22 protein-coding genes are annotated in these 26,121 nt (G+C 61.1%); 11 read left to right on the plus strand and 11 right to left on the minus strand.

Annotated elements, in window-relative coordinates; translation table 11 throughout:
* Window positions 1-239 precede the first annotated feature (239 nt).
* Window positions 240-1,607 (plus strand): sodium:proton antiporter, encoded by a 1,368-nt coding sequence (locus M2447_RS05010; protein WP_277557671.1) that lies wholly within the window; start codon window positions 240-242, stop codon window positions 1,605-1,607.
* A 103-nt stretch (window positions 1,608-1,710) separates the two neighbouring features.
* The gene (locus M2447_RS05015; protein WP_277557672.1) at window positions 1,711-2,826 is read left to right on the plus strand and encodes a low specificity L-threonine aldolase; all 1,116 of its coding nucleotides are present in this window, start codon (window positions 1,711-1,713) and stop codon (window positions 2,824-2,826) included.
* Window positions 2,827-2,931: 105 nt separating this feature from the next.
* Here the strand turns inward: M2447_RS05015 and M2447_RS05020 are convergent, their stop codons facing one another.
* The 3 genes from M2447_RS05020 to M2447_RS05030 all read right to left on the minus strand — a co-directional run bounded on the left by M2447_RS05020 (window position 2,932) and on the right by M2447_RS05030 (window position 4,538).
* Window positions 2,932-3,558, minus strand: coding sequence for a DUF2937 family protein (locus M2447_RS05020; protein WP_277557673.1), 627 nt, complete (start codon window positions 3,556-3,558; stop codon window positions 2,932-2,934).
* Between the two features lie 118 nt (window positions 3,559-3,676).
* Window positions 3,677-4,117, minus strand: coding sequence for an energy transducer TonB (locus tag M2447_RS05025; protein ID WP_277557674.1), 441 nt, complete (start codon window positions 4,115-4,117; stop codon window positions 3,677-3,679).
* Between the two features lie 10 nt (window positions 4,118-4,127).
* Window positions 4,128-4,538 carry an energy transducer TonB gene (locus M2447_RS05030; RefSeq protein WP_277557675.1) on the minus strand — a complete coding sequence of 137 codons (411 nt, stop codon included), beginning with the start codon at window positions 4,536-4,538 and terminating at the stop codon, window positions 4,128-4,130.
* 169 nt (window positions 4,539-4,707) lie between these two features.
* Here M2447_RS05030 and M2447_RS05035 point away from each other — a divergent pair, with 169 nt between their 5' ends.
* Entirely contained in the window at window positions 4,708-6,234 is a 1,527-nt protein-coding gene (locus M2447_RS05035) for an FAD-dependent oxidoreductase (RefSeq protein WP_277557676.1), read from the plus strand.
* A gap of 31 nt (window positions 6,235-6,265) precedes the next feature.
* On the opposite strand, the gene M2447_RS05040 is transcribed toward M2447_RS05035, so the two are convergent.
* Window positions 6,266-6,886, minus strand: a complete 621-nt coding sequence (locus tag M2447_RS05040) for an LUD domain-containing protein (RefSeq protein ID WP_277557677.1) — start codon at window positions 6,884-6,886, stop codon at window positions 6,266-6,268.
* Between the two features lie 11 nt (window positions 6,887-6,897).
* A complete protein-coding gene (locus tag M2447_RS05045) occupies window positions 6,898-8,295 on the minus strand; it encodes a LutB/LldF family L-lactate oxidation iron-sulfur protein (protein WP_277508107.1) in 1,398 nt (465 codons plus the stop codon).
* A 143-nt stretch (window positions 8,296-8,438) separates the two neighbouring features.
* Between M2447_RS05045 and M2447_RS05050 the strand changes: the two genes are divergently transcribed.
* Complete coding sequence (locus M2447_RS05050; RefSeq protein ID WP_277508108.1) at window positions 8,439-9,077, plus strand: phosphoribosylanthranilate isomerase; 639 nt, start codon at window positions 8,439-8,441, stop codon at window positions 9,075-9,077.
* 97 nt (window positions 9,078-9,174) lie between these two features.
* Window positions 9,175-9,930, plus strand: a complete 756-nt coding sequence (locus M2447_RS05055; RefSeq protein ID WP_277557678.1) for a ComF family protein — start codon at window positions 9,175-9,177, stop codon at window positions 9,928-9,930.
* A 61-nt stretch (window positions 9,931-9,991) separates the two neighbouring features.
* Here the strand turns inward: M2447_RS05055 and dtd are convergent, their stop codons facing one another.
* The 3 genes from dtd to M2447_RS05070 all read right to left on the minus strand — a co-directional run bounded on the left by dtd (window position 9,992) and on the right by M2447_RS05070 (window position 14,076).
* Window positions 9,992-10,438, minus strand: a complete 447-nt coding sequence (dtd, locus tag M2447_RS05060; RefSeq protein WP_277508111.1) for a D-aminoacyl-tRNA deacylase — start codon at window positions 10,436-10,438, stop codon at window positions 9,992-9,994.
* A gap of 41 nt (window positions 10,439-10,479) precedes the next feature.
* Window positions 10,480-11,670, minus strand: a complete 1,191-nt coding sequence (fabV, locus tag M2447_RS05065) for an enoyl-ACP reductase FabV (RefSeq protein WP_277557679.1) — start codon at window positions 11,668-11,670, stop codon at window positions 10,480-10,482.
* 90 nt (window positions 11,671-11,760) lie between these two features.
* On the minus strand, window positions 11,761-14,076 hold the full coding sequence (locus M2447_RS05070; protein ID WP_277557680.1) for a TonB-dependent receptor: 2,316 nt from the start codon (window positions 14,074-14,076) through the stop codon (window positions 11,761-11,763).
* Between the two features lie 216 nt (window positions 14,077-14,292).
* Between M2447_RS05070 and M2447_RS05075 the strand changes: the two genes are divergently transcribed.
* From M2447_RS05075 to M2447_RS05090, 4 genes are all read left to right on the plus strand, one after another.
* A complete protein-coding gene (locus M2447_RS05075) occupies window positions 14,293-15,825 on the plus strand; it encodes a DEAD/DEAH box helicase (protein WP_277557681.1) in 1,533 nt (510 codons plus the stop codon).
* 373 nt (window positions 15,826-16,198) lie between these two features.
* Complete coding sequence (locus tag M2447_RS05080; RefSeq protein WP_277557682.1) at window positions 16,199-18,169, plus strand: DUF294 nucleotidyltransferase-like domain-containing protein; 1,971 nt, start codon at window positions 16,199-16,201, stop codon at window positions 18,167-18,169.
* 154 nt (window positions 18,170-18,323) lie between these two features.
* Entirely contained in the window at window positions 18,324-19,010 is a 687-nt protein-coding gene (locus M2447_RS05085) for a 3'-5' exonuclease (RefSeq protein ID WP_277557683.1), read from the plus strand.
* A gap of 110 nt (window positions 19,011-19,120) precedes the next feature.
* Window positions 19,121-20,230: a DNA alkylation repair protein gene (locus M2447_RS05090; protein ID WP_277557684.1), complete on the plus strand. Its 1,110-nt coding sequence runs from the start codon at window positions 19,121-19,123 to the stop codon at window positions 20,228-20,230.
* 269 nt (window positions 20,231-20,499) lie between these two features.
* Here M2447_RS05090 and M2447_RS05095 read toward each other — a convergent pair whose 3' ends face one another.
* From M2447_RS05095 to M2447_RS05105, 3 genes are all read right to left on the minus strand, one after another.
* Window positions 20,500-20,775: a hypothetical protein gene (locus tag M2447_RS05095; protein ID WP_277557685.1), complete on the minus strand. Its 276-nt coding sequence runs from the start codon at window positions 20,773-20,775 to the stop codon at window positions 20,500-20,502.
* Between the two features lie 137 nt (window positions 20,776-20,912).
* The gene (locus M2447_RS05100) at window positions 20,913-21,620 is read right to left on the minus strand and encodes a Bax inhibitor-1 family protein (protein ID WP_277557686.1); all 708 of its coding nucleotides are present in this window, start codon (window positions 21,618-21,620) and stop codon (window positions 20,913-20,915) included.
* Window positions 21,621-21,669: 49 nt separating this feature from the next.
* Window positions 21,670-22,884, minus strand: a complete 1,215-nt coding sequence (locus M2447_RS05105) for an MFS transporter (protein WP_277557687.1) — start codon at window positions 22,882-22,884, stop codon at window positions 21,670-21,672.
* A gap of 412 nt (window positions 22,885-23,296) precedes the next feature.
* Here M2447_RS05105 and M2447_RS05110 point away from each other — a divergent pair, with 412 nt between their 5' ends.
* A complete protein-coding gene (locus tag M2447_RS05110; protein ID WP_277557688.1) occupies window positions 23,297-24,124 on the plus strand; it encodes a succinate dehydrogenase cytochrome b subunit in 828 nt (275 codons plus the stop codon).
* A 69-nt stretch (window positions 24,125-24,193) separates the two neighbouring features.
* The gene (locus M2447_RS05115) at window positions 24,194-26,119 is read left to right on the plus strand and encodes a fumarate reductase/succinate dehydrogenase flavoprotein subunit (RefSeq protein ID WP_277557689.1); all 1,926 of its coding nucleotides are present in this window, start codon (window positions 24,194-24,196) and stop codon (window positions 26,117-26,119) included.
* The last annotated feature ends 2 nt before the right edge of the window (window positions 26,120-26,121 follow it).

A 26,121-nucleotide genomic window follows, 5' to 3' on the forward strand; every position in this document is an offset into this window, starting at 1 on the left:
AGCCGGCCATGCCTTGCGCGGCGAACGCGACAGCTAGAAGAAACACTGATGAGGGCGATGCGAAAAGCTGTTTCACCTTGGGGCGCGTCACCATTTCCCAATACGGACGGCGGCGTGGACGCGCATTTTTGAAAGCGCCCCGCGCGCGCCTATTTCCCGAATGCCGTCGCCGTATTGGAAAACCTTTGACCCAGCCTGCGCATTTCGCACTGATCCTTCTTTTTAATTACACTGCCAACATGATCGTCGAACTTTTTGCTTCATCAACAGCCGGCGTCGAAATCCCGCTTTGGCTCATTGCCCCATTCGCGCTCCTGCTGCTTCTCATCGCGGTGATGCCCCTGACGCCCCATGGCATCAAGGCGTTTTGGGAAAAATACTACCCCGTCATCTCGATCGGCCTGGGGCTGCTGGTCGCCGCCTACTACGTGGCGTTCATGCCAAACGGCGGAACCAGCGTCGTGCACACGGCGCATGAGTATTTTTCGTTCATCTGCCTGATCGGATCGCTGTTCGTCGTCGCGGGCGGCATCCACATCAACGTGAATGGCGAGTCCTCGCCCTTTGAAAATGTCATCTTCCTGGCGTTCGCCGCGCTGCTGTCGAACTTCATCGGCACGACAGGCGCGTCGATGGTGCTCATCCGCCCGTGGATGCGCATGAACCACCGCCGCCTCAATCCCTATCACATTGTGTTTTTCATTTTCATCGTGTCGAACGTCGGCGGCGCGCTCACACCGATTGGCGATCCGCCGCTGTTTCTCGGTTTTCTGCGCGGCGTGCCGTTCTTCTGGCTCGTCGGCCAGGTGGTTGTCGAATGGCTGTGCACGCTCGGGCTGCTCATGCTGGTCTTCTACATAGTCGACCGCCGCTACTTCAAAAAAATACCCGCCGAGATGCAGGCCGAGCTCAAGCAGAGGGACGAGTGGCGCTTTAGCGGCATGTTCAACGTGGCCTTCCTGCTCATGATCATCAGCGGCGTGTTCCTGCCCACATGGCTGAGAAACCTCGGCATCATGGAAAACCCCGAGAACTACCTCGTGGGCGAAATCGTGATGATTGCCGCGGCGGTGCTCTCCTACGTTATCACGCCGAAAAAAATCCACGCGGAAAACGTCTTCAACTTCGGCCCCATCAAGGAGGTCGGCTTTCTGTTCGCGGGCATCTTCATGACCATGATGCCCGCGCTCATGTATCTCTCGCAACACGGCGAGAGCTTCGGTTTCGTCCACGCCTGGCAGTATTACTTCACCACCGGCGGGCTTTCCTCGGTCCTCGACAACGCCCCCACCTACGCGAGCTTCTTCGAACTCGCCAAGGCCAGTGCCGCCGCCGCCGAGCCCGCCGCCTTTGCCGCGGTCGGCGACAACGTCAAGGCCGCCACGCACCTGCTCCTCGAGCACAAGCCGCACCTCGTGATCGCGGTCAGCCTCGGCTCGGTGTTCTTCGGAGCCATGACCTACATCGGCAACGGCCCCAACTTCATGGTCAAGTCCATCGCCGAAAGCTCCGGCGTGAAAATGCCCACCTTCTTCGGCTACATCCTCAAATACAGCCTGCCCATTCTCCTGCCCATCCTGATACTCGGCGGCTTCGTTTTCCTGTGACGGGCATTGGGCAAAAAACTTAACATTCCCATGGCAAAGGCGCAAAACCGCGGCCCCCGCAACCCGCCGTCCTTGCGCCTTTGTCGTTAACCGCATCCTCCCCATGTCACAAAATCGCACCCCCGGCGACCCGCAAAACGACGCCGGCATCATCCACGACCATCACTTCGCCAGCGACAACACCTCGGGAATCTGCCCCGAGGCGTGGATCGCGCTCGCCGAGGCCAACACCGGACGCCTGCCCTCCTACGGCGCGGACGCATGGACGCAACAGGCGTGCGACCTCATTCGCGGTGTCTTTGAAAAACCCGACGCCGAGGTGTTCTTCGTGTTCAACGGCACCTCGGCAAACTCACTCGCCCTCGCCTCGCTCTGCCAGAGCTACCACAGCGTGATCTGCCACGATTACGCGCACGTCGAAACCGACGAATGCGGCGCGCCCGAATTTTTCTCCAACGGCACCAAACTCCTCGTCGGCAGCGGCCCCGGGGGAAAACTCACGCCCGAAGCCGTCGAAAAACTCATCCACAAGCGCACCGACATCCATTACCCCAAACCCCGCGTGCTCTCCCTCACGCAAAGCACCGAATGGGGCACCGTTTACACTGTCGACGAAATCCGCGCGCTCACCGCCATCACCAAGCGCCACGGACTCCACGTCCACATGGACGGCGCGCGCTTTGCCAACGCCGCCTCCGCACTCGAATACCGCACCGGCGCCGCCCCCGCCGACATCACTTGGCGCGCCGGTGTCGACGTGCTCTGCCTCGGCGGCACCAAGAACGGCATGACCACCACCGAGGCCGTCGTGTTTTTCGATTCACAACTCGCGAAGGAATTCGACTACCGCTGCAAACAGGCGGGACAGCTCGCCTCCAAGATGCGCTTCCTCAGCGCGCAATGGGTGGGCATGCTCAAGGACGGCGCGTGGCTGCGCAACGCCGCGCACGCAAACCTGATGACCAAGCGCCTCGTCGCCGCCCTGCGCGAAATCCCCGGCATCACACCGATCATCGAGCCGGAGGCCAACGCACTCTTTGTCGACATGCCCGCGCCCGTCGCCGCCAGGCTCCAGCAACAAGGCTGGCACTTCTACAATTTCATCGGCGCAAACGGCTACCGCCTCATGTGCTCGTGGGACACGCGCGAGGAAGATATCGACCGCTTCACCCAAGCCGTGCGCGCGGCAGCGGAAACGCAAAGCCCCGATCCGGCATGAACCCGGGGCATTTTTAGAAATAGCGTGGCCGCGTAGGCAGGGCGGCCTCGTCGAGGCCGCCGCGCTTGTTATTCGAAACGCTCAACGCGCTCAGCGCTCCCGGCATCACAAAATCCCGTCGAGCCGACCGGTGTCGTCGCGAGCCTCCTGCGCCTCATCGCCATCCGCCCGCGCTTGCTGCGCCGCCGCCAGTTGCGCCGCCTTGCGCTCCTTGCGCCTGCGCCAGCAACGTGTAATTGGAAAATGGATACAACCGTAATAAAACCCGAGTATCACGCCAATGCCCGCGACCGCATACGCCAGCCCCTCGCCAGTCGTCGGCACGGCGGGTTTAAAAATCGCCCAAGTGTTCGAGGCGACCTCCCAGTCGATATGACGCAAAAATGCGAACGGCCGCGTGAACATCGACGCGTCCTGAATCGCCGCCTGCGCCGCCGACAAATCCTGCACGCGATCAACCACGCCCCGCATGACCTCCGCGTGCCTCGCCACCACGGTGTCCGCATTTGCGCCCGTGCGCGCGATAAAATCATCGAGCGACAGATTCGCCTGCATCGCGATCCCCTCGTATTGAGCGAGCATGCGCCGGGCCTCGTCGAGATGCCCCCCGAGCCGTTGCAAGTATTGCTGCATGAACTCGGGCGCCTGTGAAAACAGCACCGCGCCGACCACGCACAACACGCGATCGACAACCGCCTCCCCCGAGGAAAGTGCCCGTCTGCCGAAACTCATTGACGCGAAACTGGTGCTCCAGTCAGCCAAGCGCAAGACCGGAGACGTTGGGCGACACGAGGCAACGCCCTCCTTTTTCCTGTCTCAAGAACAACGGCCGCGCGAAACTAATTGCGTTTTAATTGTTCAGATGAAAAGCAATCGGCACCTGCATTTTGCACTTTACGGGTTTGCCGTTCTTGGTGGCCGGCGTGAAACGCCATAGTTTGACAGCCTTCACCGCTTCTTCCGCGAACCCCGCATGGGTTGCTCTAATTGCCTGCACCTGCTCCGGTTTCCCCTTCTCCGATACTATGAAAACAATTATCGCCTCGCCTGATATTTTTTGGCGCTGGAGCTTCAAAGGGTAATGGGGTCTGGTGTAAATCTCCGCCGCTTTTGGCGGTGTGTCTGTAGCTTCAATCATACTGTATTCTCCCTTGAGCATGGCCTCGCGCAACGGAACCGGTTGATCCAACGAATCATTTGAAGACGCATTCCGAGAAGACGACTGGCAGCCGCTCAACACAGCCAACAGAACCACGGCAATTGAGGTGATCAAATATTGGTAAGTTTTCATACATCTATAATTACAAATTAAACATTATGGGGATTTGCATGTAACAGTTAACAGGGGCTCCGTCCTTTTTAGCCGGACTAAAATTCCACTGTTCGACGGCAGCTTTTGCCGCATCCCCAAACAACTCGTGCGTTGCCTTCACTACTCGAACATCTGTGACACGCCCCTCCTTGTTCACAATAAACCTAACAACAGCCTCCCCCGTGATTCCGTCATCCTTGAGCATACGCGGATAAACAGGTCCCGCCCTAGGACCACGAGGTTTGGGCATGGCGTCCACTTCTTTTAACGCATATGTTCCAGCGGGTGCGACAAATGGCGCCTCGGCAGAGGCGCTTTGGGGTGTGTTCGATGCGCAGCCGCTCAATGCGACCAGCAGTGTTGCGATAATCAGGGCAATCAAGCATTGGGGATTTTTCATGGCGGGTTTTGCGGCACATCACGCGTCAAAAACAAAATCTGTGCAAGCGCAAAGAACCCCGAGCACTCGGTTTCATCTTTTCCATACCAACGGGCACTCGTTTCCGCAAAAGCAGACTGGCAGTTTGCGGGGCGATTCGTTTTTGTGGGCTCAAATTTTATCTCGAACAGTGAGCACGCACACACATTACGACGTCGCCATCATCGGCGCGGGCATGTCCGGCCTCGCGGCCGGCATACGCCTCGCGCACTTTGGCAAGCGCGTGTGCATCTTCGAGCGTCACAACGCCCCCGGCGGACTCAACGGCTTCTACTCCATCGCCGGGCGCAAATACGATGTCGGACTGCACGCAGTCACCAATTACGTGCGTCCCGGAGTCAAGGGCACGCCGCTCACCAAGCTCCTCCGCCAGCTCCGCATCGACCGCGACGAGTTCGCCCTCTGCGAGCAAAAACAATCGCGGGTCACCTTCGGTCCGCGCGGCGCCGCCGGCTCGGTTTCGCTCCGGTTCACAAACGATTTTGCCGTCTTCGAAAACGAGGTCGCTCAAAACTTCCCCTCGCAAATCGACGGCTTCCGCGCGCTTGTCGCCGCCGTCCGCGCGCACAACGAAGTGTCGCTCGACGCAAAACCCGTTTCCGCGCGAGAAATCGTGCGCCGGCACATCGCCGATCCGCTTCTCGAGGACATGCTCTTCTGCCCCGTCATGTATTACGGCAGCGCGCAGGAGCACGACATGGAGTGGAGCCAGTTTGTGATCATGTTCAAGGCGCTCTTCTTCGAGGGTTTTGCGCGCCCCTTCGACGGAGTGCGCGTGATCATCCGGGTGCTTCTCGAAAAATATCGCGCCGCCGGGGGCGAGCGACGCATGAAGTGCGGGGTGAAAAAAATCATCACCCGTGAAAACCGCGCCGCCGCGCTCGTGCTCGACAATGGCGAGGAGATCACCGCCACGCACATCCTCAGCAGCATCGGCGCGGTGGAGACGGAGGCGTTGATTGAATTTTCGATTTTCGATTCTCGATTTTCGATTGGTGGAGCTGCCGCTCCATTTTCGGATTGGCGCGGAAGCGCCCAATCGAAAATCGAGAATCGAAAATCGAAAATCCCCGAGGGACGCTTGAGCTACGTCGAAACCATCACCGTGCTCAACCGACAACCCGCCGACTTCGGCTGGGGCGACGACACGATCATTTTCTTCAACGACTCCCCGCGCTTCAACTACGAGCGCCCCGAACATGCGCAAGTGGACACCCGCAGCGGCGTGATTTGTTTTCCAAACAACTTCGCATACCCCGGCGACCAACAGCTCCCCGAGGGCCTTTTCCGCTGCACCTGCCTCGCCAACTACGATCTTTGGAAAAACCTTTCCGACAGCCCCGGCGAATATCGCGCCGCCAAGCAACGCTGGTTCGGCGACATCGCCGCGAGCGCAAAACGATTCCTCCCGCCACTCGCGCAGCCCGCCGCGCTCGAATCCGCGACCGTGGCAACCGACATGTTCACGCCGCTCACAATCACGAAGTTCACCGGGCACGCCGCCGGCGCGATCTACGGCTCGCCCGTAAAAAACCGGCCGGGGCGCACCGCGTTGGACAACGTGTATCTCTGCGGCACCGACCAGGGTTTCCTCGGCATCATCGGCGCCATGCTCAGCGGCATCTCGATGGCAAACTATCACGTCCTGCAAAAGTAGGCGCGCGCTTGCGAGGCCCCTCGCAAAAAAATCACTCCAGCAGAAACGCCACTTGCACGCCGGGGCCGTGGACACCCTCGATTAAAATCCCCTCGACATCGGCCGTGCGCGAGGGGCCGGTGCACCAGATTACGTTCGGGTCGACGGGCATTTTTTTCAGGGCATCCGCCACGTCCGCAAAAATCTGCCCGCGTTTCAGCACCGCCACATGCGTCCACGGCGCGAGCGCGGCGAGACGGCTCGAAGTCGTCGCGTCCGTCAGCACCAGCGAGCCGGTTTCCGCAATCGCGGCCTCCGCGCGCGTGATGCCGAACTGATACTCATCGACCCGCGCGCGATCAAATATCGTCTCAACCGCGCAGCCCGCCGCCGCCAGCGCCTCGCCGAACAGCGGCAGCAATTCCGGGTCGCAATAACCGTGATGCAGGTTTTGCCCGTGCAGCCAGTCGGCGAGCACCGCCGGCTTGCCCGAAAGGGGCGTGCCGTGCACGAGCTTTGCGCGCTCGCAAAACGCCGTCCACAAATCGCCATTGCGATCAAGCGCGGGCATTACCGCCACGTCGTCGTCAAATTCTGGATACGGCGCGCGCTCCTTGAGCGGCGCGAGCGCGTCGTTCACGCGCTTTAAAATGGCATCACGGGAAGCAGTCATGGCTGGAAGGGTTATTTCGAGGCTTGTTGTTTGCGAGTTTTCATCCATGCGCGGAATTTTCCACCGCGCCATTTGGGCATGCCGCGGGTGCGCACCCACGCCTTTCCGTAGGACGGCATCAGGAACGCCGGATACAGTGCCGACAGGCCTCCCGTTTTCATGGCGGCTTTCCAAAGCGATGGATGATTCGCCAGCGTGCCGAACGCGCCCATCGGCGGCGTGTCGGCGGCGGCGACTTTGCTGTGCTCGCGCTTGCCGCGATCCCGCAGCCGCAGCAGCAAATCGGGTATTGGTATGTTGACCGGGCAGACCTCGTTGCACGCGCCGCAAAGCGAGGACGCCTTTGGCAGGTCGGCCATTTCGGGAAAATTGTCCCCGGCGAGCAAAGGCGAAAGCACCGCGCCGACCGGCCCCGGATAAACGGCGCGGTAAGCGTGGCCGCTCGCCTGCCGGTAAACCGGGCAGACGTTCAGGCACGCGCTGCAACGGATGCAGCGGAGAATGGCGCGGCAGTCGTCCGCGAGCACGCGCGCGCGTCCGTTGTCCACGAAGATGACGTGCATTTCCTCCGGTCCGTCGGGCTGGTTCGCCGAGCGCGCGCCGCCGATGAACTCGGTGTAGGAGGTGAGCTGCTGCCCCGTCGCCGAGCGCGCGAGCAGGTTTAGAAACACGCCGAGGTCGCGGTCGCGCGGCACGATTTTTTCAATGCCCACGAGCGCGATGTGAACCTTTGTCGCGGCAATCGAAAAGCGCGAGTTGCCCTCGTTTGTCACAAGCACGATGCGGCCGCTTTCCGCCGAGACAAAATTGGCCCCCGACAAACCCACGTCGGCCGCCAGATATTTGTGGCGCAAAAACTGACGCGCGCGCGCCGTGATCACCCCGGGATCGTCGTTGTAGGAGCCGAGTCCGTTTTTCTCGAACGACGCCGCGATTTCACGCCGGTTTTTGTGGATGATCGGCTTGACGATGTGCGACGGATGATCGTGGTCGATTTGGATGATGAACTCGCCGAGGTCGGTTTCCAGGCATTCCATGCCGCGCTTTTCAAGATAGTCGGCGAGGTGGATTTCCTCGCTCACCATCGTTTTGGCCTTCACCATTTTTTTCGCGCCGCGCGCCTCCATGATGCGATGCACGTGCGCGCACGCCTCGCCGCCGTCAACCGCCCAGTGCACGCTCACGCCGTTCGCCCGCAGGCGCGCCTCGACTTGCGGCAGGTAGGTGTCGAGGTTTTCGATTGTGTGCTGCTTGATCCGTCCGGCGAGCCGGCGGAGATGATCCGGGGTTGGGTAGGAAGTGTTGAGCGAGCGAAGCCGCGCGTCATAGCCGGATTTGGTGCCGTCATAAACGGATGCGCGTTTGCCGGCGGACAGCTTGGCGGCGTATTGGTCAATTGGCTGGTGCATTTCGATGCGGGGAATTGTGAAAACAAAACATGCGTTTATGATTGAAGTCGAGCAAATGGAAAATCGTCCTTTTGCCCGCATGATGTTCGCCGGGCATATATTTTATCCGTGAAATTCGGGCCGCGCGGGGTTAATGTTTCCCCATGATAAACGGCATTCAGGTGAAGGTTTGCGGAATCACGTCGCTCATTGACGCGGAGGCGGCGGACCGGGTCGGCGCGGATTTTCTCGGGTTCGACCTCAGTCCGAAATCGCCGCGCCACGTGCCGGTGGAGGTTTATCACAACATTGTCACGCACCTGCCCTACAGAAAAAAAATCGCCGTCATGACGGAACCCCGCGAGGAGGAGTTGCGCCATGCGCTGGCGATCGGGTTCTCCCTCGCGCAAATCCACCTCAAACACACGACGCCGCTTGAGCAGATTGAGAAATGGTCGCGCACGGTCGGCGCGCGGCACCTGTGGCTCGCGCCGGAGCTTCCGCCCGAAATGGACGTGCCCGGCGAATGGCTGCCGCTGGCCGACGGTTTTCTTCTGGATCCGTTTTGCGCGGGCGAAAACACGCGCGACTCCGGCGACTGGCAAAAGTTCGCGCGGCACCGCGAGGCGCATCCGGACAACCTGTGGATACTCTCCGGCGGGCTGACTGCCGACAACGCGGGCGAGGCCGTGAACAAAAGCGGCGCGCGTTTTGTCAACGTGAGCGGCGGCGTTGAGATTTCGCCCGGCGTAAAAAACGCGGACAGCCTGGAGGCGTTCGCCCGCGCGCTGCGGCAAAGATAAAGCCGCCATGGAAATGACTGACCGATTGGGGCGCGCCGGGCATCCGCCGGCTTGAATGGGCTTGATGCCCGGGCCGTTTGGTGGCGTGCTTTGCGGCATGCCGTTTACCCCCGGACATCTTGCGCGCGGATTAAGCGAGACGCTGTTCCCTCCGATATGCGCGCACTGCGACGGCATTGTCGGGCATGGTGAAAACTTGGGTGCACTTCGGCATGTTTGCGCAAAGTGCGAGGCGCGGATCGAGTTTGTCGGCGAGCCATGCTGCTCGACGTGCGGGCATCCGTTTTACGGGGAGCTGGCGGGCGAGCGCGTGTGCGAGCACTGCGAGGATTTGGCGCCGGCTTTCAACGAGGGGCGCACGGCGGTGCTGTTTCGCGGCGCGGCAAGGGCGCTGATTCACGAGCTGAAATATCATGGCGCGCGTTATGTGCTGCGCGACATCGAGACTATTTTGCGCCGCTCGCCGCGCGTGCTGGAGCTCGCCCGCGGCGCGACGCTCGTGCCGGTGCCGCTGCATCCCCGAAAGGAGCGCGAGCGCGGCTACAACCAGGGGCGCCTTGTCGCGGAATGCCTTGCGCGCGCGGCGGGGGGCGAGGCGTCGGGAACGCGCGTGAAAATGCTTTTGCGGCGCGTGGTGGACACGGTTTCACAAACCGCGCTCGATCGCGCCACCCGGCGAAAAAACCTGAAGGACGCGTTCTCGCTGGTCCGCGGCGCGCGCGTGGACGCCGCCGCGAAGCACGTGATTGTTGACGACGTGTTCACCACCGGCTCCACACTCAACAGTTGCGCACGGGTGCTGCGCCGCGCGGGTTGCGAAAACCTGTTTGTGATCACGTTCGGCCACGGATAACCGGCGGAACAAAATAGCAGGGGCGCGCATTCCATTTGGAATGCGGCCGGCGTCCTTTTTTCTACTCCCGCGAATCAACCACGATTGTCACGGGGCCGTCGTTGACGAGCGCGACCTGCATCATCGCGCCGAACTCGCCGCATGCGACGGGGCGGCCAAGCACGGCGCTCAAGTGGGCGAGGAATTGCTCGTAGAGCGGACGAGCCCCGGCGGGTTTCGCCGCGCGATGAAACGAGGGGCGCGAGCCTTTGCGGCAGCTCGCGATCAAGGTGAACTGGCTGATCACGAGCGCGCCGCCGCCGGTGTCAACGAGCGAGCGGTTCATCGCGTTTGCATCGTCGGAAAAAATGCGCAGCGCGGCGCACTTTTCGGCAAGCCAGCATACGTCATCGACCGTGTCGCCCTCGGCAATCCCAAGGAGAATCACCAGCCCCGCGCCGATTTCGCCGCGAACCTCACCATCAATGGTGACGCTGGCTGATGTGACTCTTTGGACGACTGCGCGCATAAAACAGCTCTACGGCGGGACGGGCGCGCCCCACCCTGTTATTATTCCGGCATCGTTTGGTGCGGTTCGACCGCGGCCTCGTAGTTGACGCCGGGCAGGCCGAAACCGAACAGGCGCAGGAACTCGCTGCGGTAGCCGGCCATGTCGGTAAGCTCGTCGAGGTTTTCAGTGGTGACATGCGGCCAAATCCTGGCGGTTTCTTCCTGCACGTCGGCGCGCATCTCCAGGTTGTCAACGCGCACGCGTCCGCCGTCGTCGAATGTGAGCGCGGAGTCGTTATACATCTGCGTGGCGAAGAGGCGTTGCATTTGCTCGATGCATCCCTCGTGAAGACCCTTTGCCTTCATCACCTTGTAGAGGATCGAAATGTAGAGCGGCACGACGGGGATTGCCGAGCTGGCCTGTGTGACGAGCGCCTTGTTGACAGAGATGAAGGCGCGTCCGTAACCGTGCGCCTTGAGTGTGGCGTCGATTTTTTTGGCGGCGCGCTCAAGGTCGATCTTGGCCATGCCGATGGTGCCGTTTTTGTAGATGGGCCAGGTGACTTCGGGGCCGATGTAGGAAAACGCGACCGAGGTGGCGCCGGGCGCGAGCACGCCGGCCTTGAGAAGCGCGTCGATCCACATTTCCCAATCCTCGCCGCCCATGACCGCGACGGTGTCGTCAACGTCGGCGCCGGTGGCGGGTTCGAGGGTGATGTCGGAAACGACGCCCTTGTCGGTGTCGACGGTTTTTGCGGTGTAGGCGGAGCCGATGGGCTTGAGACAGGATTTGTGAACAACGCCGGTGCGCGGATGCTGGCGGCGGGGCGAGGCGAGCGAATAAACGACGAGGTCAACCTGGCCGAGGTCGGCCTTGATGGTGTCGATTGCTTGCTGCTTGATCGCGTCGGAATAGGCGTCGCCGTTTATGTTTTTCGCATAACGTCCGGCTGCGCGCGCGGCCTTGGTGAACGCGATTGTGTTATACCAGCCGGGTGTGCCGAGGCGTCCGTCGTCCGAGGGGCGCTCAAAGAAAACGCCCAGCGTGTCGGCGCCGGCCCCGAAGGCCGCCGTGATGCGCGAGGCGAGGCCGAAACCGGTCGATGAGCCGATGACGAGCACTTTTTTCGGGCCGTTTTTGATCGGGCCTTTGGCGAGCACATGGTCGATCTGTTGCTGCACGTGGGCGGCACAGCCGGTCGGGTGCGCCGTGACACAAATGAATCCGCGAACTTTGGGCTTTATAACCATAAGGACTGCGAGATTGGGCGCGCGGGCGGTCTCGTCAAGAGTTGCGAAAAACGGGCACGCGCGCGTTTTCACGCGTCGGTTCACACTCCGTCACCAAAGAAACCGGTAACTCAGGGTCAGCGCGCGCTGCTGTCCGATGCGATGAAGGGTGTTCAACTGGTCGCGATCAAAAAGGTTGCGCACGCTCGCGCTGAGCGTGTGCCGCATGGGGCGTTTTTTGTCGCCAAACAGCCAGGTGCGAGAAATGGACAGGCTCACGAGGGTGTTGCTCGGATAGTCGAGATACTCGCGCGCGTAATTGCCGTAGTGCGCGACAAAATCGCTGACGTGAGTGAGCGTTACGCTCGTGCTCAGCCCCGCGAGCAGCTTGGGCGCGCTCTTTTGAAAAGTGTAGCGCGCGGTCACCCCGATGGTCGTCTTGGGCATGCGGGTGACGACGCGATCAACCTCGCCGGGGAAGTCCGGCGACTTGGTTGTGATCGGATCGATGTAGGCGATGCGCGAGGTGATCGTGAAGCCGCGCGCAAGGGTGGCCTTCAGGTCGAGCGAGCCGCCCGTGAAACGCTCCTCGACCGCGCTGAGAAGCTGGGGCTGCGTGTGGTCGGCATCATCCACCGGGTCGTTGTAGAGCGGGTTTCCACGCGAGATGTTTTGGTTGTAATATTGAAAAAGAAGAAGCGTGGCGCCGAGGCGTTTGTCGAAGAACATGCCCTTGAGCCCGGCTTCGTAGCCGAAGGTGCTTTCGTTGCCCTGCAAATCCCCGGTGCGCGCGTCAACACGCGTTGACGGCTCGACGGCCTTGCTTATGCCCGCGAAGAAAAGCAACCGCCCCGGGCGCACGACGTAGTTGGCGCCGCCGTGCCAGGTGAACTTGGTCACGTTGCTGTGGACGTTTTCCTGGGCAGCGTTGGGACGGCGGTCGTGAATATCGATCGACATGACGTCGATGCGCCCGCCCGCGGTGGCGACGAGCTTGCCGCGCCAGAAGGCGGTGCGATCGCTGAGCGCGATGCTGGTGTAGTCGGCGGCCTCGCGGCGGTTGGTGATGAAGTAGTCGTAAGCCTCCTCGGAAAACTCCGGACGGTAATAGTTCGGCGCATAGGGATCGAATATGCGCACATCGGCGGGAAGCGAATTGGCGGAGCGCACCCTGCGGTCGATGCGTTTATAGGAGGAGTGCGTGTGCTCGACGCGAAGGGTGACCTTGCTGTCCGTCCTGCCTGCCAGAAGGCGCGCGGTGGCCTCGACGCTGCCGATGAGGGCGCGCATCGGCTGCTCGATGCGTCGCGGGTAACGCGTGCCGCCAAACTTGCCCGTGTATCGTTGATTCGAATACCTATCGTCCTCGATGATATACTGGCCGGTGGTGTAGCGGTCGTCGGTCGTGCGCCGGTCGTAGGCGAAAAGATTGGCGCGCATGGAAACGCGACGGGTGAGCCGTGTCTCGACCTGGAGTGTTGTGGAGAGAAGCTGCTTGTCGACGGAGGCGTTCGGGCCGAAGGCATTGAACGTGGCGAGCGGCAGATACGGGCCGACGATTTTACCCAAAAGTTTTTCGCGATACTCGGGAATGCCGGAAGAGGGATTTCCGTCCAATTCGAGGTAATCGACCGAAAACATAATGCTGGTGGAACGGCTGTGCTTGTATGTGAGCTGCGCGTTCAAATAGCGCGTGCGAATGTGCGCGAAGCTCATGGGGCCCTTTGTCTGGCGCCAGCCGGCGGCCACGCGCTGCCAGAGTTTTTTCTGAATGATGGGCGTGCTTTCATCAAAGCGGACATCGCGCACGTTCACGCTGTTGCCCATCGCGTAAAGCATGACGCGCGAGCGCCCCAGCGGACGCCCCGTGATGTAGTTCTGGATGCCTCCCGGCGCGGCGCGTCCCGTCACGGATATGATCGGGCCCTGAATGAGCTGGGTGTGGTTGACGTTTATTATCTCGGGGATTCCCGTTTGCGAAAACCCGTTGCGCAGGCGCGGCGTGGGGAATCCGCGAAGGTTGACGCGGTTCACCGCGGTGACGAGATCAACGGGACTCGCCCCGGACGCAAGCTCGAGCTCGTTGGTGATCTCGACATCAAATTCCTCCGGGTTCCGCGACTCGCTCGCGGTCAATTCGTCGGCAAACGGCGCCTCCTCCAACTCCGCGTCAGGACCGCCCATTCCGGTGGAATCGTAATTTTCATCGGCGGGATCGCGCTCGCTGCTAACGACGAGCTCGTCGAGCGTGATGATGGTGTCGTCGCTGAGTTTGTTGAGATCGGGCTGCAGCGCCTGCGCACGGAGCGACGGCCCCGCCGCGCACAGCATCAACACGATTGATAGAACCATGAGCCGGGCCGGGCCCGCGCGCATCCGGCGCGGCATCGAAAGCTCTAGGGCGGGGTTGTTTTCGTCGTCAGTCAAGGCGATGTGTTTGGTAAAGTATTTTGCGAAGTGGAGAGTCAGACATTGTTTCATCCCGAACCGCCACAATAAATGTTTGAGACGATGAAAATCCCGGCCAGGTAACAGCAAAATTATTTATGTTTTCCGCGCATGGCGGCATCCCGGGCGGGCAAATATACAAGATTGTCAAACCCAGTGGCTTTGGTAGATGCTTCATCCTTTAACACCAACAATATGCTAAGAAAGATCATGTCGAAGCTGCGCAAAGCACTCGCGCCTTCGTCCAAAAAACCGGCCTCCTCCAAGACCGCCGGCAAAGCCAATTCCAAAACGCAACAGCGTGGCCGCAACACAAAACCCCGTCACAAAACGGACGGCGCCCCCGCGCCCGCGCAGCAACGCAAAAGCCGTTCGCATGACTCTCGCGAAACGCGCAACACCGAGCCGCGCCGTCGCGGCAAGGGCGGCGCGCTGCAACGAGGAGGGCCCAAGCCAAAACGCGAGGCCGTTTACGAACCGCCCCTGCGCAGCGGACCGCCAAAACAAATCGCCGAGGTGCCCCCGCAGGACACTTCGTTCACCAAGCTCGGGCTCAACGATCGCATCGCCTACGCCGTCGCGCAAAAAGGCTATGTCGAGCCCACGCCCATCCAGGCGCAAGCCATCCCGCACGTCCTCGCCGGACGCGACGTGACCGGCTCCGCGCAAACCGGCACGGGCAAGACGGCCGCGTTCGCGCTGCCCATCCTGCAACGCCTCGGCTCGCACGGGCGCCTCCGCTGCCTCGTGCTCGAACCCACGCGCGAACTCGCGCTCCAAGTCGAGGAAGCATTCAAGGAATACAGCGAATACACCGACCTCGACGTGACGATCGTCTACGGCGGTGTCGGCTACGGAAAACAGCGCGACGACCTCCAGCGCGGCGTCGACATCCTCGCCGCGACCCCGGGCCGCCTGCTCGACCACATGGAGCAAGGCACCGTGAACCTCAACAGCATCGAAATCCTCGTGCTCGACGAAGTGGACCGCATGCTCGACATGGGCTTCCTGCCCGACGTGAAACGCATCGTGCAAAAATGCCCCAATGCCCGCCAGACGCTCTTCTTCACCGCCACGCTCCCGCCTGAAATCGCACAGCTCGCCTCGTGGGCGCTGAACGATCCCGTCGAGGTTAAAATCGGCGCGCAACGCTCGCCCGCCGAAACCGTGTCGCATGCGTTTTATCCCGTCGTCGCCTCGCAAAAAGCCGACCTGCTCGACGAACTGCTCAAGCGCACCGACTACCACAGCATCATCATTTTCAGCCGCACAAAGTTTGGCGCCGACCGCATCGCGGGCCGCCTCCGCGGCGCGGGCCGCAAGGTCGGGGTGCTCCACTCCGACCGCAACCAGCGCGAACGCCTCGAGGCGCTCTCGGGCTTCAAGTCCGGAAAATACGAGATTCTCGTCGCCACCGACATCGCCGCGCGCGGCCTGGACATCGCCGACGTGTCGCACGTGATCAACTACGACGTGCCCGAAAACCCCGAGGACTACGTGCACCGCATCGGCCGCACCGGGCGCGCCCAAAAAACCGGCGACGCCTTCACGCTCGTGACCGAGGACGACGTGCGCGACGCGCGCTCGATCGAACGCTTCATAAACTCGAGCATCGAGCGCAAAAAACTCGACGGCTTCAACTACATCTACTCGGCGCTGTTCGACGAGGCCGTCCAAACCGCCGCCACGCCGCCCAAAGCCACAAGCCGCCTGCGCCGCGGACGGTAAAGACCTGAAATAAAATCCGGCGCGGCAGCCCAATCCGGAACGCCGCGCCGTTTTTTCCAGTCGAGAGCAGCGTGATCCCGCCGTGATGGCCGGGCATGGTGCGCTTCGCGATTGCCAGCCCCGGCCCGTCGCCGGCCACGTCCGCGTGTATTAATTTTTCGGATACACCGGTCGAAATCGTGATCGCGCCGCCATCGGGCATGGCCTGCATCGAGTTGGGCAGCACCTGCTGGATTTGACCCTTGTTCACATTGACAAACAAATGCCACGGCGAGGGTTCGCCATGAAACCGGTTTGTTCCGCGCGTGGCGCCTCAATTCGCAGGCTCGCGTTTGAGGGGAAGCTGGCTTTTGCTCCGCGCATTTATTAATCCATGTCCGCGCCGAAAAATATGATTCCCGGACGCATCGCCGACGCGCTGATGCGCTTCCCTCCCTTTTCCATGCTGCCCGCGGAATCTGTCGCCGGGCTCGCCGCCGAGGCCGAGGTCTGGGTCGTGCCGATGGGCGACTACATTTGGCGGCAGGGCGCCAAACCCTCCGGCGAGGTGCTCTTTCTCGCGCAAGGCCGCGTCGAATACATCTGGGACAACGAGGGGCAGTCCGAGCGCGTCGATGTGCGCGATGTCGGCGACGTGCTCGGCCTGAGCGCGCTGGTGCGCAACGAGGCCTGTCGCGTCAGCGCGCAGGCAGTCGAGGACTCCATGCTCTACGGCCTTCCATGGACGATGCTCCGCGCGCTGCTCGAAAAAAACGACGAGGCTCGAAACTATGTGCGCCGCCACCTCTCCTGGGCCGTGCGCGTAGGCAGCCAGATTCACTACTCGGACGAACCGACCAAATCGCACATGGCGGGCCGCGCAAAAAACATCCTCCAGTCGCATCTCGACGGCGCGCAGATCATCCAGCCGCGTCCGATCGAGCGACTGCTCACATGCGGTCCCGACGCCGAGATCGGACAAGCCGCATCGCTCATTTCCTCGAAGCGCGTGCCGTCGATTCTCGTTGTCGATTCCGAGCGCCGTCCGCTCGGCATCGTCAGCAGCAACGCGCTCGTCAAAAACGTCGTCGTTGACGGAATGCCCAAAACCGAGCCCGTCTCGCGCATCATGGCGAAACCCGTCTGCACCGTCTCGCCCAACTCCAGCGCCACCGCCGCGATGCTGATCATGCTGCGCGAACGCATCGGGCAGGTTTGCGTCACCGAGGACGGCACGCCCAACACCAAGGCGCTCGACGTCTGCACGCACAAGGACCTGCTCGCGCAAACCGGCCACCATCCCGCGGGCCTGTTGCGCGAAATCCGTTTCGCCAAGTCAAACGCGCGCTTCCGCGAGCTTTGCGACGAGATCGAGAACATCGCCCGCAGCTACCTCGACGCCGGTGTCTCCGCCATCTACGTCGGCCAAATCTGCGCCGAGCTTTACGACGAGCTCACGCAGCGACTGGTCGAACTCTCCACCGACGAGCTGCGCGCCGAGGGCGTCCCGCTTCCGCGCGGCGTGGCGTGGGCGTGGATGTCGGTCGGCAGCGACGGGCGCCGCGAGCAAATCCTGCGCACCGACATGGACAACGCAATCGTCTTCGCCCCCTCGAAAACGCATGAGGAGGACGAGGCCGCGCGCGCCATTTTCACGCGCCTCGCCGCGCGCGTGATCGACAAGCTCGTCGCCGCCGGCTTCGCCCGCTGCCAGGGCGGTGTCATGGCGCTCAACCCTCGCTGGTGCCGCACGGCGGACGAGTGGGTCGATGAGATCGCCTCATTCAACGCCGACATCGACGGCGACGGGCTCCTGCGCGCCACCATCCTCTACGATCTGCGCCATGTCACCGGCGATCGCGCCCTGTGCGACAAACTCCGCGAAAGGATTTTCGCCACCGCCTCCGCCGACACCGCGCTCCAGCGCCGCCTCGCGCAAACGATCGTGGACAACACCCCCCCGCTCAATTTCATCGGCCGCTTCGTCATTGAAAAACTCGGCGTTGGCGGCAGCAGCGAGTTCGACCTGAAAAACCGCGGCATGGGACCGCTTCGCGACGCCGCGCGCCTCTTCTCGCTTCACCACAAACTCAACCGGCGCTACTCGACCGGCGGACGCTGGGAGGAGCTTCGCCGCGTCGTGCCCGAGCGCGCTGAACTCGCGTCCCTCGCGCGCGACGCCTACGATTTCCTCCTCGGCCTGCGCACACTCAACGGCCTGCGACGCGGCGACTCGGGTCGCACCCTCGATCCCGCCACGCTCACCAAAATCGAGCGCGCGCAACTCTCCAGCGTGTTCGACGTGGTGCGCACCGTGCAGCACGCCGTGCAGTTTCAATTCTCAATCGACGGACGCATGACATGAGAAAATTTTCGATTTTCGATTCTCGATTTTCGATTGGGAGCTTCTGCTCCATTACGATTTCGTTTTCGCGCGGTAGCGCGCAATCGTTTCGAGGCCGCAGGCCGACAGTCTGCCAAACCGAGAATCGAAAATCGAAAATTCAACTCCCCCCGCCATGACCTGGAAATTCTGGAAACGCCCGCCCTCAAACCCGGTTGTCGCCGCCTATCGCGAGGCAACCTCGCCCCGCCCGTCGCGAAAAACACCCGTCGCGGACGCGCGATTTGTCATTCTCGATTGCGAGACATCCGGCTTCGACATCCAGGCCAACCGCATACTCTCGCTCGCCATTGCCGAGGTCGGCAAAGGCCGCCTGAGCATCGCAAAATCGCGTTCATGGACAGTCTTTCAAGAGGACGCCCCGATCAACAAAGCCGTTGCGATTCACGGCATCCTGCCCTCGCAAACCGCGGGCGGCCAGCCGGAGGCCGAGGTGCTGCTCGAATTTCTGCCCCGCATCCACGACGCGATTCTTGTCGGCCACCACATCCTTTTCGACATCGCCATGCTCAACGCCTCGCTCGAGCGGCACTTCCGCGCCGCATTGCGCAACCCCACGCTCGACACGGCGGCGTTTGCCATGACGTCAATCGAGGCGTTCGCCAAAACCGCCTATCCGGGCCAGCATGAGCCCTCGCTTGAGGAAGTGTGCGCGCAATGCAAAATCGCCCCGCTCGAACGCCACACCGCCGAGGGCGACACATTCACAACCGCGCAGATTTTCCTCTCCATGTGCGCCCTGCACCAGCGCCACCTCGGACGGCCGCTGACGCTGGCGGATTTGCCGCTGCTGAATGGCTGACAACTTGAGGCATAACACATCGGCGACTTTTAACCAATTTCCCCGGGTCCCTCCGCGCCCTCCGTGGCAAAAAACATCCATTCCAAACAACCTCGCACATATTTCCACACATGTCCGCCCCCGCGCTCAAAGACACGCTCTTCAACACCGACCGCTTCCGCCTCGTCGCCAGGGAACTTTCCCTCATCGAAAAACGCTTCGACGCAAAACGCTTTCTCGCGCTTTCCTTCCGCGACTTTGAAAACCTTTCGCTCATGCAACGCCTGCGCCGCATGACCGAGTCGCTCCACGCCACGCTGCCCGACGCCGAAACCAACTACCGCAAAACACTCGCCACGCTCCGCGCGCTCGCGCCCGCCCTCGCTCCCAGTTTCGCAATGCTTGTGTTTCCCGACTATGTCGCCCTCCACGGGACCACCCCGCGCGATTTCGACATGTCGATGGACGCGCTGAAATTTTTCACGCCCTTCGGTTCGTCCGAGTTTGCCGTGCGCGAGTTCATTCGCCGCGACCAGCCGCGCGCGCTTGCCATCATGCAAAAATGGTCGCGCGACCCCGACGAGCACGTGCGCCGGCTCTCAAGCGAAGGCTGCCGCCCGCGCCTCCCGTGGTCGTTCCGGCTCGACTCGCTCGTGCAAAACCCCGACCCCGTCGCGCCGATCCTCGAAAACCTCCGCGCCGACTCGAGCCTCTACGTGCGCAAATCCGTCGCCAACCACCTCAACGACATCACCAAGGACAATCCCGACTGGGTTCTCGCGCGCATCAAGGACTGGCCGCCCGAAAACGCGCACACCGCCTGGATCGTGAAACACGCACTGCGCACCCTCATCAAAAAAGGCGACCGCCGCGCGCTTGCCGTTATCGGCGCGGGCGAAAAAGCCCGCGTGCAAATAGACGATTTCAAGATCACCCCGCGCACGCTCAAACTTGGTGAACGCCTGAGTTTTTCATTCACGCTCAAATCGACCGCCAAAAAACCGCAGCGCCTCGTCGTGGACTACGCCGTGCATTATGTGAAAAAAGCCGGCCACACCACGCGCAAGGTTTTCAAGCTGAAAAGCCTCACGCTCGCGCCAAGGGAAACGATAAAAATAACCCGCACCCAGCGCATCGAAAATTTCACCACCCGCACCCACTACGCCGGACGGCATGAAATCGAGATTATCGTGAACGGTGAGACATTTGCGAAAAACGGGTTTGATCTGAAAACCAAGTAGCGCGGGCGTTTTTATTTTAACCACGGATTACACAGATTTCACGGATAAATACCGTAGGGGCGTCGCTTGCGACGCCCGGTTTGGCATCCGTGAAATCAGTGTAATCCGTGGTTAATAATACCAATCGCTACAAATAATCAGACTATTACAAGGTAGGGCGAACCCTCAGGGTGAGCCGCTTGCAGCCTCGGCTCACCCTGAGGGTTCGCCCTACCAAAGTCTAAATATTTTTAGCGATTGATATAATATTTAGCTTAAAAAAATCGAACCTAGCGATTGGTTCGCTTCTTTCTTTTTGGCATTTCTTCCAAGAATTCTGGTTCTATCCATACAGTATGAGAACCTTTACATTTTCCCTTTCGAATTGTGAATTCAAACTCGGCATCGATTGGATGATCCCGAACGGCCATAATTCTTTTTTTCTTGCCAACAAGATATTCGAAAACCGGCGCGCTAACTTTCCTTTCATCATCCCCCAATCCGCTCAAATCAGGCACGCCTATAATACGAACAACCTGGCCTACGTTTTTTCGCGTCAGTTTCATTTTTTAGCACCGTCCTTCAATATCCAAAAGAACATTCATTAACAAAGATCTGGCATTGTTTCTGCGTGTTTTTCACGAGCTTTTCTTATCTGCGCCTACCCGCGCCATCTGTGGATAAAAAGCCGTGTTTTCGGCCCTTAATTCCGGCTGCGCAGAAGCAGGATTCGCAGGATATACCAGAACAGCAGCATCACGCCGGAAAACAGTGCGAGGGAAGCGGCAACATGCTGGTCGGTGCGGTAGTGATGGATGATATTGGACGTTGTATAAAGAATCGAGCCGCCCGCGAAAAACACCATGATCGCCGAGAAGAGCAGGCCGAGCGTGAATCCAAACACAATGCTGCATATAATAACACCCATCGCAACAAACCCGCCGATTGTCAGGATGCTCCGCAGAAATGAAAAATCCTGGCGCGTCATGAATGCCGTCGCGGTGAGTCCCACAAAGAGCAGGCCGGTGATAATACCCGCGGTCGGAATGATCGTCGGGTCGCTGTAGTAAGCCGCAATATAAAGCAGCGGCAAAAATATAACAGCCTCGGCCGCGATATAAACACCAAGCCCGAGGTATTGCGCCGACGGCGACGCGTCCGAACGCGCCCATTTGTCCGCAAGCCACGAAACGCCCATGAATGCCGCGAGGACGATCAGCCAGCCATAGCCGCCGGTCATCAGGGCGATAAGTTTTTCAATTCCCGGCAGCTTGAGCAACGCAGCCTCGAGCGCGACAAAGGCGATCAGCGCGCCGGCGAGATGAATGTAGGTGCGCCTGATGAACAGCGCGCGTTCGGAAGCGGCGGCTTCATCGGCGGTCAGGAAGGGGTTTCCGTAAGATTGGTTCATGCCCGCAATTCGTGATGGTTTCACGCGCGCGAGGCAAACCGGAAAACCGTCACGCCTTTGCCCGCCGCATCCACAGTATCATCGGCACCATGATGAACGGCGCCACGGCGGAAATCGCCAGCCCCCAGTGCAGGTCGCGCCAGTCGGCGACCATTCCCACGAGCCACGGCATGAAGATGCCGCCCGCGTTGCCGAGCGCGGCCAGCATGCCAAACATGCTCGCGCCCCCGTTCGGGTAACGGTCCGCGGTCACCGCAAGCGTTGTCGGCCACAGGCAGCTTCCAGTGAACCCCGCCGCAATGCACGCGAGCAAGGCCACCGACGCGCTCGGGAAAAACGCGCCAATCCAGAAAAGCACCACCGAAAATCCGCAACCCCACGCCATCATCACAAACGGGTCCATGCGCCGCCCCGCCATGCCCACGATCATGCGCCCGGCGGTCATCGCCACGGAAAACAATAACAGCGACAAGCCGCCGATCCACACGGGATAACCGAGACTCTTTTCCGCGTAGAGCGGCAGCCACTGCGCCATGCCCGCCTCCGTCGCGCCGCCAAGAAAAATCGCCGCCATCGCGACGACAAACCATCCGCGGCGCACCAACTGGCTCATCGGCATGCGCGCTTTTTGGGCGACGGAGTCGCTCCGGGACTTGTCCGCCCCATCGCCAACCATCGACGGAAAACGCAACGGCGCCATCATCACCGCCAGCACGAGCGGCAGCGGCAGCAGGAGCAGGCACGTTCCCGACCAGCCGAGCCCGACGCTCAGCGTCACGGTGCCCACGCCAATTGTCATCACCGCGCCCACGCAATAAAACGAATGCAGCCAGTTGAGCGCCACCGTGCGCCGCTCGGGGTTGAGCACCGACACAATCGGGCTGAGAATCATGTCCGTCATGCCCGCGCCCAGCCCCATCGAAAACAGCGCGCCGCACAACAACCCGTAACCGGGCGCCCACGCCATCGCCGCGAGACTCGCCGCCGTGACGACGTTGCCGAACAACGCAAACAGTTTTGCGCCCCACCGGTCCGCAAGCGGCCCCGTGACAAGAATCCCCGTGACCAGCCCCGAAAAACACCACGCGCTCAAACGCCCGAGCTGTTCCTTTGACAGCCCCGCCTCGCCGCCAAACTCCACACTCAACTCCGTGAGAAACACCGGCAGCAAATTCATGCCGATGGACAACGCCATCATCGACCCGTAGCAAAGCCGGGTGAGAAGTTGCGCGCGCACTGCGGTGCTGGGTTGAAAAGAGGACATCCCGCCAAACTGGAACAATCCCCGTCCGCAATGCAATCACAGCATTTTTACACTCAACGATTCGAACAATCGCGAACCGTTGCGCATCAAGAATGCTTCATCGCCCCCTCCCCCGCCTGCTTGTGACGAGACTGCCCAAAATGGACATGCGACACTCTAATCCGCACACGCCGAAGCAAGGCGACCCGCGTCTAAAAAGATTCCGTAAGCGACCGCAATTCCCGTTATTAAGACCCAGTCTCTTTTTAATGAGAAAAAAAACGCCTTTTTTGAGAACGAAGCCTCGACAAAACGCGTTCCAATTCTTCCCTTGTATCAGCCCGCCGTCCGACCTTTGCCGGAAACCACCGTTCCCGCGCAGTGTCGCCGGCGGGCAAAACCTTTTCTCTGAACCAGCCACCCACATCAAACGATGACTCCCATCGCCAACCTCGTAACATCCTCAATAGGTCGAAAATTCCTCATGGCCCTGACAGGCCTCGTGCTCACCGGCTTCGTCACAGGCCACATGGTGGGCAATTTGCAGATCTTCCTGCATCCCGACCACATCAATGGTTACGCCCACTTCCTCCAGGGACTCGGGCTCGCCCTCTGGGGCGTTCGCGGCTTCCTGCTGCTTTGCGTGGTGATCCACGTTTGGGCGGCCGTCACGCTTTGGGTTGAAAGCAAAAAGGCCCGCGGCCCCGAAAAATACGACCGCAACAAGTGGCTCGCCGCCACCACGGCCTCGCGCTACATGCGCCTCACCGGCCTCGTGGTGCTCGCGTTCATCATCTACCACATCCTGCATTTCACGGTCGGCGTGCAAGGCACGGGCGGCGTGTTCAAGGACGCGCTTCCGCACTGGGTAATGACCGACAACGTCAAGGAATTCGGCATCCCCCTCGCCAACAAGGGCGAGTCCGTCCACGACGTTTACAGCATGGTTTTCCTCGGCTTCATGAACCCGATCGTCGCCGGTTTCTACATGCTCGCCGTCGCCCTCCTCGCCATGCACCTCTGGCACGGTGTCGAGTCGCTCTTCCAAACCCTCGGCTGGCGCAACCACAAATGGTCCTGCCTGCTGCGCGGCATCGTCGGCCTTTTCGCCCTCGTCTATCTGCTCGGCAATCTCGCGATGCCCGGCCTGATCGTCAGCGGAGTCGCCAAACCCGCCGAAGGCACCACCGCCGCCAAGGTCGCCGCACTCCAATGCTCCGCCGGCGCCAGTTGCACGACGCAAACCCCCGCGCAAAAATAACCGACGCACTCCCGCACCACCGAAACCTCACTTCCTAATTCCTAATTTTTAACTCCTAATTTTTTTACCATGGCCAAACTCGAATCCAAGATTCCCACAGGCCCGCTCGCCGACAAGTGGAGCACCTACAAGTCCGAAGCGCTCAAGCTCGTCAACCCCGCCAACAAGCGCAAATACGAAGTCATCGTCGTCGGCGCCGGCCTCGCGGGCGCCTCCGCCGCGGCCACCCTCGCCGAACTCGGCTACAAGGTGAAATGCTTCGTGTTTCACGACACCCCGCGCCGCGCCCACTCCATCGCCGCGCAAGGCGGCATCAACGCCGCGAAAAATTACCAGAACGACGGCGACAGCGTCCACCGCCTCTACTACGACACCATCAAGGGCGGCGACTACCGCTCCCGCGAGGCCAACGTCCACCGCCTCGCCGAAGTGTCCGTCAACATCATCGATCAATGCGTCGCGCAAGGCGTGCCCTTCGCCCGCGAATACGGCGGCCTGCTCGCCAACCGCTCCTTCGGCGGCGCGCAAGTATCGCGCACCTTCTACGCCCGCGGCCAGACCGGCCAGCAACTCCTCCTCGGCGCCTATTCCGCGCTCATGAAGGAGGCCGGACGCGGCGCGGTCGAAGTGCACCCCTTCGAGGAAATGTCCGACCTCGTCGTCATTGAGGGACAGGCCAAGGGCATTATCACCCGCAACCTCGTCTCCGGCGAAATCCGCCGCTGGTCCGCCGACGCCGTCATCCTCGCCACCGGCGGCTACGGCAACGTCTTCAACCTCTCCACCTACGCGCGCGGCTCCAACGCCACCGCCGCCTGGCGCGCCTACAAACGCGGCGCCTGCTTTGCCAATCCCTGCTTCACGCAAATCCACCCCACCTGCATCCCCGTCTCCGGCGATTACCAGTCGAAACTCACCCTCATGTCCGAGTCGCTCCGCAACGACGGACGCATCTGGGTTCCGAAAAACGCCGCCGACTGCGACAAACCCGCCAGCCAAATCCCCGAAGAAGCGCGCGACTACTATCTCGAACGCATCTATCCGAGCTTCGGCAACCTCGCCCCCCGCGACGTCTCCTCGCGCGCGGCGATGCGCATGTGCGACGAAGGCCGCGGCGTCGGCCCCGGCAAGCGCGGCGTTTACCTTGACTTCGCCGACGCCATCCAGCGCCTCACCGAGGACGGCGTGCGCGAACGCTACGGCAACCTCTTCGACATCTACCACGAAATCACCAACGAAAACGCCTACAAACAACCCATGCGCATCTACCCCGCGGTGCACTACACCATGGGCGGCCTCTGGGTTGACTACAACCTCATGTCGAACGTCCCCGGCCTCTTCGTTCTGGGCGAGGCGAACTTCTCCGACCACGGCGCGAACCGCCTCGGCGCCTCCGCGCTCATGCAAGGACTCGCCGACGGCTACTTCGTCATCCCCTACACCATCGGCAATTACCTCGCCACGCAGAAACCCGGCTCCCGTCCGAAAACCGACGCCACCGAGTTCGCGCAAGCCGAGCAAAACGTCCGCGACATCAACGACCGCCTCCTCGGCGCCAACGGCAAGGAACCCGTCTCGCACTTCCACAAGCGCCTCGGCCTCATCATGTGGGAAAACTGCGGCATGGCCCGCACCAAGGAATCGCTCCAGAAGGCGATCAAGCTCATCCCCGAGCTCCGCGCCGAATACTGGCAAAACGTCCGCGTGCCCGGCTCGGGAGCGACCCTCAACCAGTCGCTCGAAAACGCCAGCCGCGTCGCCGACTACATGGAACTGAGCGAACTGATGTGCCGCGACGCCCTCGCCCGCGAGGAAAGCTGCGGCGGCCACTTCCGCGAGGAATACCAATATCCGGACGGCGAATGCAAACGCGACGACGCCAACTTCGGCCACGTCGCCGCCTGGGAATACCAAGGCGACGGCAAGGACCCGCTCCGCAACGTCGAACCGCTCAACTACGAATTCACCCAGATGAGCGTTCGCTCCTACAAATAAGC

The organism is Ereboglobus sp. PH5-10 (assembly GCF_029504735.1).
Lineage (GTDB): Bacteria > Verrucomicrobiota > Verrucomicrobiia > Opitutales > Opitutaceae > Ereboglobus.

What these genes read in the sequence shown, in the direction of transcription:
- M2447_RS05025 (WP_277557674.1), bottom strand. Translation starts at nt 4,117, where the DNA reads ATGAAAACTTACCAATATTTGATCACCTCAATTGCCGTGGTTCTGTTG.
- M2447_RS05115 (WP_277557689.1), top strand. Translation starts at nt 24,194, where the DNA reads ATGGCCAAACTCGAATCCAAGATTCCCACAGGCCCGCTCGCCGACAAG.
- M2447_RS05075 (WP_277557681.1), top strand. Translation starts at nt 14,293, where the DNA reads ATGCTAAGAAAGATCATGTCGAAGCTGCGCAAAGCACTCGCGCCTTCG.
- M2447_RS05040 (WP_277557677.1), bottom strand. Translation starts at nt 6,886, where the DNA reads ATGACTGCTTCCCGTGATGCCATTTTAAAGCGCGTGAACGACGCGCTC.
- M2447_RS05055 (WP_277557678.1), top strand. Translation starts at nt 9,175, where the DNA reads ATGCCGTTTACCCCCGGACATCTTGCGCGCGGATTAAGCGAGACGCTG.
- M2447_RS05100 (WP_277557686.1), bottom strand. Translation starts at nt 21,620, where the DNA reads ATGAACCAATCTTACGGAAACCCCTTCCTGACCGCCGATGAAGCCGCC.
- M2447_RS05030 (WP_277557675.1), bottom strand. Translation starts at nt 4,538, where the DNA reads ATGAAAAATCCCCAATGCTTGATTGCCCTGATTATCGCAACACTGCTG.
- M2447_RS05015 (WP_277557672.1), top strand. Translation starts at nt 1,711, where the DNA reads ATGTCACAAAATCGCACCCCCGGCGACCCGCAAAACGACGCCGGCATC.
- M2447_RS05050 (WP_277508108.1), top strand. Translation starts at nt 8,439, where the DNA reads ATGATAAACGGCATTCAGGTGAAGGTTTGCGGAATCACGTCGCTCATT.
- M2447_RS05080 (WP_277557682.1), top strand. Translation starts at nt 16,199, where the DNA reads ATGTCCGCGCCGAAAAATATGATTCCCGGACGCATCGCCGACGCGCTG.
- M2447_RS05085 (WP_277557683.1), top strand. Translation starts at nt 18,324, where the DNA reads ATGACCTGGAAATTCTGGAAACGCCCGCCCTCAAACCCGGTTGTCGCC.
- M2447_RS05105 (WP_277557687.1), bottom strand. Translation starts at nt 22,884, where the DNA reads ATGTCCTCTTTTCAACCCAGCACCGCAGTGCGCGCGCAACTTCTCACC.
- fabV (WP_277557679.1), bottom strand. Translation starts at nt 11,670, where the DNA reads ATGGTTATAAAGCCCAAAGTTCGCGGATTCATTTGTGTCACGGCGCAC.
- M2447_RS05010 (WP_277557671.1), top strand. Translation starts at nt 240, where the DNA reads ATGATCGTCGAACTTTTTGCTTCATCAACAGCCGGCGTCGAAATCCCG.
- M2447_RS05095 (WP_277557685.1), bottom strand. Translation starts at nt 20,775, where the DNA reads ATGAAACTGACGCGAAAAAACGTAGGCCAGGTTGTTCGTATTATAGGC.
- M2447_RS05020 (WP_277557673.1), bottom strand. Translation starts at nt 3,558, where the DNA reads ATGAGTTTCGGCAGACGGGCACTTTCCTCGGGGGAGGCGGTTGTCGAT.
- M2447_RS05090 (WP_277557684.1), top strand. Translation starts at nt 19,121, where the DNA reads ATGTCCGCCCCCGCGCTCAAAGACACGCTCTTCAACACCGACCGCTTC.
- M2447_RS05110 (WP_277557688.1), top strand. Translation starts at nt 23,297, where the DNA reads ATGACTCCCATCGCCAACCTCGTAACATCCTCAATAGGTCGAAAATTC.
- M2447_RS05045 (WP_277508107.1), bottom strand. Translation starts at nt 8,295, where the DNA reads ATGCACCAGCCAATTGACCAATACGCCGCCAAGCTGTCCGCCGGCAAA.
- dtd (WP_277508111.1), bottom strand. Translation starts at nt 10,438, where the DNA reads ATGCGCGCAGTCGTCCAAAGAGTCACATCAGCCAGCGTCACCATTGAT.